This is a genomic window from Parafilimonas terrae, assembly GCF_900115755.1.
GTDB lineage: Bacteria > Bacteroidota > Bacteroidia > Chitinophagales > Chitinophagaceae > Parafilimonas > Parafilimonas terrae.
The window spans coordinates 1-12,578 of record NZ_FOXQ01000017.1; the positions used below are offsets into that span (position 1 = coordinate 1).

The window sequence follows — 12,578 nt, forward strand, 5'->3', positions numbered from 1 at the left end:
GCGCAGGACTGAATGTGCTTTTTTTCATTTCTTACGTTTTAAAATTAAACTTTACTGTCTACTTTCAAAACGTACTGTTTTTGGGGAAGCTTACAATACTATTGCCACATACAACCTTATTCTTGAACAATATTTACAAAGACAAGACACCGCAAAAAGAGAGCAACTTTTCGGACTTGCATTTAGGGACGGAGCATCTTTTAATTGTTGGAGAGGTTATCAAGCAATCTATAAAATTGAGAACGACAGCTTATTCCTTGTTGACATCATAAATTGTGGCGAATTAAGAAATGGAAAAATTGATAAAGCTCAATCTGTTGACAAAATCAAATCCATTTTTGGGGACAAGTTCAAAAACGAAAAAGTTTTTATTGATTGGTTTGACGGCTACGTAAACTTTCCTTTGACCGATAAAGTATTGAGGTGGGATGGTGTTTTTTACAAAATATTTGAGCGAGAAAAAGTTATTACCATTTCAAATGGACTTGTTGGAAAAATAGAAGATTTTGACAACTATATTGACGACAAAAAAAGAATTGACAGACGAGATAAAAGTAAGGTTTCTAACATCTTATTCAAAAAACTCAAAAAAACAAAATGGAAAAACAAAAGTGATTATGACTGTGGCGAAAAGTATTTAGTGACAATAGACGAAAACGGAAGCGTATCGAAGGTTAGAATGCTTTATACTGACGAGGAAATTGAAAAGTATTACGAGAAAGACGAGTATAATTTTTGCATCAACAAAATGTTCAACGCTTTGAAAGATTTAAAATTTGATATTATCAAAGACAAAGGGAAACCAATATCAGAGGAAATTTACATTGAAACTTGGATTGAGGACAACGGGAAAATTAAAAATTGGACACATTAAAAGCACATACCGCCAATAACTAAGCTTTCGTTGCGTCCGCAGGACGAACAATGAAAGCGCTGTTGAACGGAACCTACGGTTGCCGGTGTTGCCTTATGGAGTTGCCGATTTGCGGGGCGCATAAAGATTTAGCGAACAGAATGAAGAGGAAGAGGAAAAGAATAAAATTCGTTTTCATTAAAATAGTTTTAAAACCCTTTTCGATTTATCTTTTGAAAGCAGTTGCATTTAACAGTAAATAAACCTCTCCTGCCGGACAGGTTTGTTTACGGCAGGCATATACATGTTGCAATTTCCTATTTTTAATTTTCATTCAGAGTGCTCTTTTTAAAAAGAGGCTGCCTCTTTTACAAATTGTTTTATCGGCCCCTTCTGGCAAGCCTACATAGTCAATAATTAAATTGAAGGGATTTAGAGAGCCTTACTTTTTACTTGCTTTTTACAACGGTTTAATCTTTTAAACAGTCTTTATATAAAATATAATTATGAAATCCCGGGTTCTTATTACTATAGCATCGCTTGCAATAATTGTAACTGCCTGCCATAAAAATGTTTCTTCAGCAGATGCTTTACAAGGGCGCTGGGAATTGCGATCTGTTTATGGCGGTTACGGTTCCGGGGGAGGCAATTATGAACCTGGTAACGGGAACATATATTTTTTTACTTCAGACAAATATCGCCACTATGTAAATAATGTATTGAATGATAGCGGCAGTTACAGCATTACAAAAGGGAAAAATCCTGATACGGGAGAAAGTATAGATGCCATATTGTTTGATTTCCGTTACACCGTTCCTTGTTCAATCAGCCATAATAATCTAAAACTGTATTACGGCTCCATACCGGCTGATGGCAGTATTGCCACCTATGAACGTATTAACGATTGAATTAACAGTGCAGATCACCACATGAAATAAAGCACCTGTAAGCACTGAATACTGTTCAATAATATTGGCTATTGCATGTATAAATTTTTCACAGCATCTTTGCCGGGTTCAGTCATGCTGCAAATTTTTCCGGTTTTAAAACGCAGCTTCAAAACAATAAACCATACATGCATTCAAGAAGGAAGATTGGTTTTTTAATGCTCATCGTTATTGGTGTTGTAATTGGCTTTGCCATTAAAAATGTAAAGATCGGTTTGATCATCGGGCTTATACTCGGCCTTTTTGCAGGCAGCCTGGGCAGCAAAACCAAAGAATAGGTTTACTTTAATAATTGTCAATTCCTTATTTTCACCGTACAAAATCAATTGCATGAGCCATCCGCTTTTCCGTACAAAAAAGATTGACAAAATTTTGCACGATGCCAAAACCATGGCCGACGATCATCATGGCGGTGCAGGCCTAAAGCGGGTGCTCACCATGCGCGACCTTACTTTTTTTGGTATTGCAGCCATTATTGGCGCCGGCAGTTTCAGCAGTTTGGGCATGGCGGTTTTTTCGGGCGGGCCGGGCGTTGTAGTGCTTTTTATTATCTGCGGTATTGCCTGCGGTTTTACGGCTTTATGTTATTCTGAATTTGCAAGCCGCATACCTGTTGCCGGCAGCGCTTACACGTATGCTTATGCGTCCTTCGGTGAACTATTTGCCTGGATAATAGGCTGGGCTTTAATTATGGAATATTCCATCGGCAATATCTATGTAGCTTTTTCATGGAGCGATTATTTTACCAGCTTTCTTCATAAAATAAATATTCATATCCCGGATTATTTAACCTGCAGCTACAGGGAAGCGCATAATATAGCCATAGCTACTGCAAATAACCCTGGCCAGGCAACCGGCTCCACCAAAGAATTATTGAATGCATGGAATACCGCACCGGTTATTGCCGGGTTAAGAATAATTTTCGACCTGCCCGCCATCATTATCAACCTGCTGATAACATGCCTGGTGTATCGCGGTATAAAAGAAAGCCGCAACTTCAGCAACGCAATGGTGGTGCTTAAACTCTCTATTGTATTACTGGTGATTATGGTGGGCGGTTATATGATATTTCATGATGATCTTACTGCCAACTGGCACCCGGTAAACAGCGAAGGCGTACATGCATTTATGCCAAATGGTTTCAGCGGTGTAATGGCTGCCGTGAGCGGTGTTTTCTTTGCCTATATTGGTTTTGATGCCGTAAGTGTGCTGGCTGAAGAAAGTAAAAACCCGCAACGCGATTTGCCCCGCGGTATGATACTCTCTTTAATTATTTGCACAACTATTTATATCGTGCTTGCATTGGTGCTCACCGGAACTGTGGTGTATTCAAAATTTGAAAATGTGGGTGATCCGCTGGCTTATATTTTTGAACCGCAAAACCTTAATATCGGCTGGATGCAGATGCTTGTTGCAATTTGTGCAGTAATTGCCATGACGAGTGTATTGCTTGTATTCCAGATGGGGCAGCCGAGAATTTGGATGAGCATGAGCCGTGATGGTTTATTGCCGCCGGTATTTCAAAAAATACACCCAAAATATAAAACACCTTCATTCGCCACCATTTTAACCGGCGTAGCTGTGGGCGCTCCTATTTTATTTACTGATAAAGATTTTGTGCTCGATTTTACCAGCATCGCCACCTTGTTTGCATTTGTTTTGGTTTGCGGTGGCGTATTACTGATCCCTGTGAAAGAAAAGTTGCCGGGCAAATTCAATATGCCATATATCAATTCAAAAATTTTATTCCCGCTGATTGTTGCAGCCGCTATAATTATTGCGCATTTTGCAGCGGATAATTATTTCACCCAGCTTTTTAATATAACAGAAGACAATGCTTCATTCAATATTTCAAGCATTGTTTTTTGGTGTATTATGATAGTACTTGCCATTGTAAGTTTTTTCAAAAACTGGTCGCTTATTCCCCTGCTTGGGTTATCCACCTGCATGTACCTGCTTACCGGCATGACGGGCATGAACTGGGCGTGGTTTGGCGGATGGCTCGCCATTGGCCTTATTATTTATTTTTCTTACGGTTACCGCAAAAGCAGGCTTGCTGCCGCCTAACAGGCTTTTTTTTTATTAAATTCTTGATAAAAATTTTTCAGATATGTGTTTCCATACATCTGAAAACACCGTTTAATAAGCAACTTCAACCATTTAATAATTACATTTTATACTTGCCTCAGGCGTATGATAGATTTACAGCAAACTTATTCTGCGCTGGAAAGTATGGTCCGTTGCTAACAATACAAGTCCGCCCTTGCAGAAAACTAAATGCCGGTTTTACACCGGCTTTTTTTTGGTTCAGAATTTATATAACCCAGCTTAATACAATCTCATCAAAAGTTTTGGCAATTATAGTTAAGTAAACAGGTTCGCTTTTTTTGAATACAAAGGGCAGCAATAAACGCTCCCCGTTTTTTTGAATGGGTTGAACAAGCTGCATATTCTCCCTGAAATCAACCTTGCCTAAACTATACCATTTAAACAAAGATTCTTTGGCGCTCCACAATACAGTTAACAGTTGACGGCTGACAGTTGACGGATTTTCTTCAATGGACAAAAACACCCACTCTCCCTCGTTTATAAACTTGTGTGCAACACGTTCAATTTTTTCTGTTGGAATTTCAATGTCAATTCCCACGCGATGTGTGGAGCTTACTATAGCAGCAGCATAATTACCGCAATGCGAAATAGAAAAATGATAACGGTCGCCAGGTAAATAAGGCTTCTTTGTATCGGCAATTAAAATTTCAGAATATGGAAAATCAGGAAATAAATACTGAAGCAAATATCTTCCCGCCAAATGCTGCAAACGTTTATGCGGGTGTGTTATGCTTTTTTGCAGCGGAACTTTTGCAAGAAAAAAATCTTCTCCCTCTTCAATATGCCAGATTCCAAGCTTTGTGGTTTCATTTATGGTATGCTGATAAAATAAAGGCACAGGCGAATTTCTGATTTTTTAATTCCGGATGTGAAATTTGATAACAACATAGCCGATTGGCAATGCCGTTTAATTAAACTTCATTTCCCGTCTCTTCCTTTTCGTTTTGCCATTCTTTATGGTTAACCATTATCTCTATCTTCTTTCTGCAACGTTCAATGTCTGCATGATAATCTTTTATTTTATCATCGTTCAGCGAATTAAGAATGGCTTTTTCAAAGTAATTGATTGCTGCATCAAAATTCATTTTCAGTTCTTCGGCAATGGCAAAGCGGTAATAAACCCACGACTTCTCAATGGTTGGAATAGTAAGGGATTTATCCAGGTGCTTTTTCAGTTCATCATATCGCTCCATGTCAGTTAACAATACCGCATAATGAAAATACGGATGCGGGTAATTCGGTTCACTTCTTATGGCAGCACGAAAATGCATTTCCGCTTTTTTATAATCGTCAAACTGCGTTTTATAAATCCAGCCAAGTGAGTTATGTGTGGGCGCATGATTGGGCTCGTCATATAAAATGGTTTCATATTTGCGCAACGCATCCACGTGAGCGTTTTTCTTAATATCTGCTTCAGCTTCCAGGAATAATTCTTCTATATTCATACAGTCAGGTTTAAAAAGCTCTAAGTTTTATCTGTTAACCGTCAACCGTTTTACCATCCTAATATCCACGCAAATATTAAAGGCGCAACAATGGTGGCATCGCTTTCCACAATAAACTTTGGCGTATGGATATCTAATTTGCCCCAGGTTATTTTTTCGTTTGGCACAGCGCCTGAATAAGAACCGTATGATGTGGTGCTGTCGCTTATCTGGCAGAAATAACTCCAGAAAGGCACATCGTGCCATTCCAGGTCCTGGTACATCATCGGTACAACGCAAATGGGAAAATCTCCGGCAATACCGCCGCCTATCTGGAAGAAGCCAACGCCTTTACCGCCACTGTTGGCCCGGTACCATTCGGTTAAATACACCATGTATTCAATACCGGTTTTCACGGTGCTTGCCTTCAGTTCACTTTTTATAACATAGCTGGCAAAAATGTTGCCTGTTGTGCTGTCTTCCCATCCCGGCACAATGATGGGTATATTTTTTTCAGCAGCCGCTATAATCCAGCTATCCTTCCTGTCAATTTCAAAATACTGGTCAAGCTCGCCGCTTAAAACGGTTTTGTATAAAAATTCATGCGGAAAATAACGTTCCCCCTTTGCTTCTGCATCTTTCCATTGTTTCACAAGGTGCTTTTGCAAACGGCGAAAAGCTTCTTCTTCGGGAATACAGGTATCTGTTACGCGATTGTAATGATTTTCCAGCAAATCCCATTCTTCCTGCGGCGTTAAATCGCGGTAATTGGGCACGCGTTTATAACTGTTATGCGCCACAAGGTTCATCACATCTTCTTCCAGGTTAGCACCGGTGCAACTGATAATATCAATCTTTCCCTGCCGTATCATTTCAGCCAGAGAAATGCCAAGTTCGGCAGTGCTCATGGCGCCGGCAAGCGTAACCATCATTTTACCACCTTCGTTTAAATGTGTCTCATAACCTTTTGCTGCATCCATTAAAGCGGCTGCATTAAAATGGCGGTAGTGATGCTGTATAAATTGCGAAACAGGTCCTTTATTCATCTTTAAAATTTAAGAAAGCAAAAGTAATTTTTTACAAAGAAGTATGCGTTAAAGATGAGAATTTTAAATATACTGCTTCATTGAGAATCAGATTAAATACGCTGTTATCCACATACCGGGCAGAATTAATTATATCAATCATTCTTTTGTGCAAAATTTTTGCTTTCATTCACCTTGTTTATCATTTTCTTATTATAAAATTTGCAGCAGAACATAAAGTATCTACCAATAATACATGCCCGTTTATAATCAGTCCAGGAGCAGGATAATACAGGTTATCTTTATCATTATTTTCCTGCTCATCGTATTTCAGTTGCTCAACCTGCAGATATTCTCAACAGAATATAAGCTGCAGGCGGAAAACAATGCTATTTACCGGAAGGTAATTTATCCCGACCGCGGCATTATTTATGACCGCCGCGGCAAGGCCATTCTTGAAAACACCATTATGTACGACCTGATGGTAACGCCTTATGAAACCAAAGGCATTGATACAATGGCGCTTTGCGATATACTTGGTATTGATACGGCGGAATATCATAAACGTATTATTACCGCCATTATCAGGAATTCGCGTTATAAACCGGGCATTTTTGAACCGCTTATAAGCGATGAGGCCTTTGCCCGGCTGAATGAGAACATGTATAAATTTCCCGGGTTTAATATTGTTGAAAGACCGGTAAGGGCTTATCCCTTTCATTCGGCAGCAAACGTTCTGGGTTATCTTGGTGAAGTTGACAGCAGCTTTTTAAAAAGACATTCAACAGAAGGATACGAAGCAGGCGATTATGCAGGCATGACGGGCCTTGAACGGAGCTACGAAAAAGTATTGATGGGACAGCGCGGTGTGAAGCGGTTTATACGCGACAATAAAAACAGGATACAAGGTTCTTACAACAATGGCATTTTTGATACAGCCGCAATAGCCGGGCGCAACCTATATACCAGCATGGACGTTAACCTGCAAATACTTGCCGAAAAATTATTGCAGAATAAAATAGGCAGCGCGGTTGCCATCAATCCTAAAACCGGTGGCATACTGGCCATGGCTACAGCGCCATCTTACGACCCGGTTATGCTCACCGGCTCCCAGCGCCGTAAAAATTTTGGAAGGCTGATTTTAGATACAGCCCGCCCGCTATTAAACAGGGCTATAAAAGGGCAGTACCCGCCTGGCTCAACTTTTAAACCGTTAGATGCGTTAATAGCCCTGGATGAAGGCGTAATTACGCCGTCTTATGGTTACCCGTGCAGCGGCGCTTACTATGCCTGCGGCAGACCTGTAAGATGCACCGAGCATTGGAGCGGCCATTCCAAAGACCTGCGTACTGCAATTGCCTGGTCGTGCAATTCATATTTCAGCAATGTTTTCAGGCTTATTGTTGACAACAAAAAATACCCAAATGTGCGCATGGGCTATACGCAGTGGAAACATTACATGAATGCTTTTGGTTACGGCGTTGACCTGAATATTGATATACCAAGTGAGGATGACGGAAATATTCCCGATACATCCGGTTACAACCGCGACTTTGGCGGCAACAGGTGGAACAGTTGCAACATGGTTACCTTAGGCATTGGGCAAGACAGGATGCTGGCCACACCTCTTCAGATGGCTAATGCCATGTGCATCATTGCCAATAAAGGCTATTACTATACGCCGCATTTTGTTGACAGCATAGAAAACGAAACAGTGGCAGATTCCCAGTTTGTTGGTAAGTACAGGATTAAGCATACGCCGCTTGAACATATTTCCGATGCTTCGTTTAGTGTGGTGCAGTTAGGCATGCACGATGTGGCCGAATTTGGAACGGCAAGAAGGGCCCAGATTGAAGGCGTCAACATTTGCGCTAAAACGGGCACGGCACAAAATCCGCATGGTAAAGACCACTCCCTATTTGTTGCCTTTGCACCAATGGAAGATCCCAAAATAGCTATTTGTGTGGTGGTGGAAAATGCAGGTTTTGGCGCCACCTGGGCAGCGCCAATTGCATCGCTTATGATGGAACAGTATTTAAAAGATTCTATTTCTGAAAAGCGCAAACCGGAAGTAGAAAGAATAGCCAGTGCTGATCTTATTCCAACTGCCATAAAACAATGGTATCATAAAAAGGATTCTATCAAGCTGGCAAAACAGGCCCAGAAAATAAATGCGGATGCAGCGCCTGTTTTCCAGAATAACCTTGAAACAAGCAGGCAGGTGCAGTATGATCCTGAAGCTGAGCCCAACCGCAAAGGCAATGGTGATACCATACCGGTGAAAAATAAACCGGCCATTCAAACGCCGGACGACAAACGAAAAGCTAAACCTAAAAATTAATCATGAGCAGGGCAATCCCAAAATCGGTTTCCAAAGGTGTTGACTGGCTTACGGTGTGGCTATATGCCGTATTGGTGTGCATTGGGATTCTTTGCATTTTCATGGCTGAATATAACCCGGCAACCTATACATCATCTTCCTTTTTCCAGGGCCAGACAAATTATAGCAAGCAATTGCTTTTTGCAGGCCTCTCTGTAATGGTGGCCACTTTTATCATATTAAGTGACAGCAAGCTCTATCCTGCATTTGCCAATTTGCTGTATGTATTTGGCATTCTGCTAATGCTTTCCGTATTTGTTTTAGGCAAAGATGTGAATGGTTCCAAAAGCTGGATTCCCTTAGGCGGCGGCTTTAACCTTCAGCCTGCAGAATTGTGTAAAATATTTACAGCGCTTGCCCTTTCCAAATATCTTTCCCAGTTAAACATGGATTTCAGCAAGCTGCAATCGCAGGTTATTGCCGGCGCAATTGCCATGTTGCCTGCAGCCATTTCTGTGCTGCAAAATGAAACAGGTTTAGCATTGGTATACCTTAGTTTTTTTATAGTGATGTACCGCGAAGGTTTGCCCGGAATTATTCTTGTTATCGGTTTTTCCTTCGGTGCATTGGTGGTAGCCACTTTACTCGTTGAAAAAAACCTGCTGGCTATATTATTAACGCTGATCGCTGCGCTGATCGTGTTCATTTTCCGCCGCCAGATCTTTACAAGAAAGCGCTGGAATATTTTAATCCTTATTGTTTCAATATGGTTTGTTTGCGTGGGCATACAGCGTTTTATTGTGCCTTATATTTTTAATAATGTTTTTGAGTGTTACCAAAGCCAGCGCATTTACAGTGCTGTGGGCAAAGACTATGATTGCAGTCAGAATATACACTCCATAAGGCAGGAAGAAGCTACCGGCAAGGCTTCCATCAAACCCGATGATTATAATGTGCGCCAAAGTAAAATTGCCATTGGTTCGGGCGGCTTTCTTGGTAAAGGTTTTTTAAAAGGCACGCAAACACGTGGCAGGTATGTGCCCGAACAATCCACCGATTTTATTTTTACTTCTCTTGGAGAAGCATTTGGTTTTGTGGGCTCATTTCTTTTTCTCGCTGTATATTTTATACTGCTGCTGCGTATCATATTTCTTGCAGAACGGCAGCGCAGTGGCTTCAGCCGTATTTATGCTTACAGCGTGGCCAGCATTTTATTTTTTCATATTGTGGTGAATGTTTGCATGACCATTGGACTCTTCCCGGTTATTGGTATTCCATTGCCGCTGATAAGCTATGGCGGCTCATCGCTGCTCACATTTACCATTATGATCTTTATTATGATAAGGCTTGATGCCGACAGGCAGATGGTATTGCGATAATTTTCATGAATATTGATTATTGAGAATTCAATGTCGTTTGCTTAAGGTTTAATTGTTGAAATACACAATACTCATTCGCAGAAGTTGCACAATTGAACATTGCATATTGTTTTGTTGAATGTTGAGTATTTTTTGGGTGCTTGCAACAAATATTCAATACACAATATCCAACACTCAATATTCAGTTTTAACCAGGATAATTACAATGAATGCCGATTTTTACAACACGATAAAGGAACCATCAACCGCAGAATTTAAAGACCGGGGCAGTAAATTTCTTGCCTTTGCTTATCCAATTAATGTTATTGATGATTTTAAAAATTATCGTGCACAGTTAAAGAAAGATCATCCAAAAGCCAACCATCATTGTTTTGCTTACAGAATTGGAACAGATGGAAATAATTTCCGCGTAAGCGATGATGGCGAACCTTCCGGCTCTGCAGGCAGGCCAATTCTCGGGCAGATAGACAGCCGTGAATTAACCAATATATTGATTATTGTGGTACGATATTTTGGCGGTACGTTATTAGGCGTACCCGGTTTGATCAATGCGTATAAAACATCTGCGGCGCTTGCATTGGAACAATCCGCTATCATCCAAAAACCAGTTTTAATTTCTTATCGTTTACAGTTTGATTATATGCTGATAAATGATGTAATGAAATTGATAAAGCAATACGATTGTGCAATATTTAAACAGGAACTGCAATTGTTTTGCCTGATAGAAGTTGGCATTCCAAAAAACAAACATGAAGAAATGCTGAAGATAATGGAAGATATAAGAGGGCTGGAAATAAACAGGATTAATCAATAATGCTTCTCGCTTGTCAACCAATCAACTTGTATTTAATTGTTCAAAAGTTGACGGGTTCATTTGTTCACTTGTTTACTTCACAATCAGCGCACAAGGTCTCAGGCACCTATTTGCACGCCCGTTCATAAGTTTCCAATTCCCAATTACAAATTCCTAACCCCTCAACATTTCAACCAATCAACTACTCAGCCAACCTCACCCCAAACACATCTTTCAATGCTTTCTTAGCAGCATGATAGCCGCCCATACCATGTACGCCCCCGCCCGGCGGTGTGGATGCTGAACAGATATATAAACCTTTTGCAGATGTTTTATAAGGCGACATACGTAATGCAGGCCTTGTAAATAATTGTGATAGTAAAGGTGCGCCGCCGTTAATATCGCCACCAATATAATTCGCATTATACGCCTGCATGCCTGCTGCATTCATTTCATGTTTAGCGAGAATGCAATCTTTGAATCCAGGCGCAAAACGTTCAACCTGTTGTTCAATTATATCAGCCATATTTTGTGTTGATCCATTGGGCACATGGCAGTAAGCCCATGCCGTATGTTTACCTTCCGGCGCCCTCGATGCATCAAACAAACTTTGCTGCGCCAGCAATACAAAAGGTTTGTCAGCATGTTTGCCATTCCATGCAAGTGTTTCACTTAAAGCAATTTCTTTTATTGTATTACCGATATGAACAGTGCCTGCCTGCCTGCATTCGGGTGCTATAAATGGTATAGGCTCTGACAAAGCGAAATCAATTTTATAAACGCCCATTCCATATTTATAGTTGTTTAATTGCTTTGTGTATAAAGATGAAAATTTGTTACGCGCTATCTGCAATAATTGTTTTGGCGATACATCAAATAAAACAGCATGGCTTGAAGGAAGCTGCTGCAAAGAACTAACATTAAAACCCGTTTCAATTTTGCCGCCAATCGAAATATAATATGCAGCGAGTGCATTGGCAAATTGCTGTGAGCCGCCTTTCACCAAAGGCCATCCTTTATAATGTGCGGCCATCATCAGCACCAATGCAATAGCTGATGTTGCTGTTTTTGAAAAAGGCAGCATTGAATGCGCGGCCATTCCTGCAAACAATCCTTTAGCTGCTTCTGTTTTAAATGCTTTTGACAGCACAGCAGCAGGCTGAAGCGCCTTCAATCCAAAACCCGCCATGATTAAAGGATGTTTGGGAAATGTAAACGGGCCTAAAATAAACGGTAATATCTTATCACAATTTTTATATAAAGGCATTACCAGTTTTTCATAAACACTTCCATCAATACCTAAATCATTAATTGTTTTTTGTATGGATTGATACAGCACTGCAGCTTTGCCATTATCAAAAGGATGTGCAGCAGCAATTGCTGGTTCAATAAAACGTAAACCAAATTCATGCAAGGGCAAACGGCTGAAGAAGGGCGAACTTAATGCCATGGGATGAATAGCGGAACACACATCGTGCACGAAGCCGGGCAACGTAAGTTCTGCAGACCGCATGCCGCCACCAACAGTTGCTTTGGCTTCAAGCAATAACGTGGAAAGGCCCTGTTGCTGCAAAGTAATAGCTGCAGCAAAACCATTTGGGCCCGAGCCAACAATTACGGCATCAAAATCTCTTTTAATCAAAGTGGTTCGTTAACTATTTAATATGCAAGTTACTGGCAGAATGATAAAAGGTAAATTCTACCTTCATATATTATTCAGCAATGCAA

Annotated in this window: 11 protein-coding genes; 7 read left to right on the top strand and 4 right to left on the bottom strand. The window is 40.5% G+C overall.

All coding sequences use genetic code 11. The features are described from left to right. The 4 genes from BM015_RS19485 to BM015_RS19495 form a co-directional block, all read left to right on the top strand. Window positions 1–874: hypothetical protein (locus tag BM015_RS19485; RefSeq protein WP_177191970.1), on the top strand; the 874-nt coding region annotated here is incomplete at its 5' end. 485 nt (window positions 875–1,359) lie between these two features. Then, complete coding sequence (locus BM015_RS19490; RefSeq protein ID WP_090662722.1) at window positions 1,360–1,761, top strand: hypothetical protein; 402 nt, start codon at window positions 1,360–1,362, stop codon at window positions 1,759–1,761. A gap of 167 nt (window positions 1,762–1,928) precedes the next feature. Then, window positions 1,929–2,078 (top strand): hypothetical protein, encoded by a 150-nt coding sequence (locus BM015_RS21650; protein WP_177191971.1) that lies wholly within the window; start codon window positions 1,929–1,931, stop codon window positions 2,076–2,078. Between the two features lie 52 nt (window positions 2,079–2,130). Beyond that, entirely contained in the window at window positions 2,131–3,867 is a 1,737-nt protein-coding gene (locus BM015_RS19495) for an APC family permease (RefSeq protein ID WP_090662724.1), read from the top strand. A gap of 247 nt (window positions 3,868–4,114) precedes the next feature. Here BM015_RS19495 and BM015_RS19500 read toward each other — a convergent pair whose 3' ends face one another. From BM015_RS19500 to BM015_RS19510, 3 genes are all read right to left on the bottom strand, one after another. Then, a complete protein-coding gene (locus BM015_RS19500) occupies window positions 4,115–4,747 on the bottom strand; it encodes a 4'-phosphopantetheinyl transferase family protein (protein ID WP_090662726.1) in 633 nt (210 codons plus the stop codon). Between the two features lie 73 nt (window positions 4,748–4,820). Continuing rightward, entirely contained in the window at window positions 4,821–5,354 is a 534-nt protein-coding gene (locus BM015_RS19505) for a hypothetical protein (protein ID WP_090662728.1), read from the bottom strand. Between the two features lie 50 nt (window positions 5,355–5,404). Then, the gene (locus tag BM015_RS19510) at window positions 5,405–6,379 is read right to left on the bottom strand and encodes a deoxyhypusine synthase family protein (protein WP_090662730.1); all 975 of its coding nucleotides are present in this window, start codon (window positions 6,377–6,379) and stop codon (window positions 5,405–5,407) included. A 235-nt stretch (window positions 6,380–6,614) separates the two neighbouring features. On the opposite strand from BM015_RS19510, the gene mrdA reads away from it, so the two are divergent. The 3 genes from mrdA to BM015_RS19525 all read left to right on the top strand — a co-directional run bounded on the left by mrdA (window position 6,615) and on the right by BM015_RS19525 (window position 10,871). Further along, window positions 6,615–8,699, top strand: a complete 2,085-nt coding sequence (gene mrdA / locus BM015_RS19515) for a penicillin-binding protein 2 (protein WP_090662732.1) — start codon at window positions 6,615–6,617, stop codon at window positions 8,697–8,699. Between the two features lie 2 nt (window positions 8,700–8,701). Continuing rightward, window positions 8,702–10,057: a rod shape-determining protein RodA gene (rodA, locus tag BM015_RS19520; protein WP_090662734.1), complete on the top strand. Its 1,356-nt coding sequence runs from the start codon at window positions 8,702–8,704 to the stop codon at window positions 10,055–10,057. 205 nt (window positions 10,058–10,262) lie between these two features. Continuing rightward, entirely contained in the window at window positions 10,263–10,871 is a 609-nt protein-coding gene (locus tag BM015_RS19525) for an IMPACT family protein (protein ID WP_090662872.1), read from the top strand. A gap of 181 nt (window positions 10,872–11,052) precedes the next feature. On the opposite strand, the gene BM015_RS19530 is transcribed toward BM015_RS19525, so the two are convergent. Next, complete coding sequence (locus tag BM015_RS19530) at window positions 11,053–12,492, bottom strand: phytoene desaturase family protein (RefSeq protein ID WP_090662737.1); 1,440 nt, start codon at window positions 12,490–12,492, stop codon at window positions 11,053–11,055. Window positions 12,493–12,578: the final 86 nt, after the last annotated feature.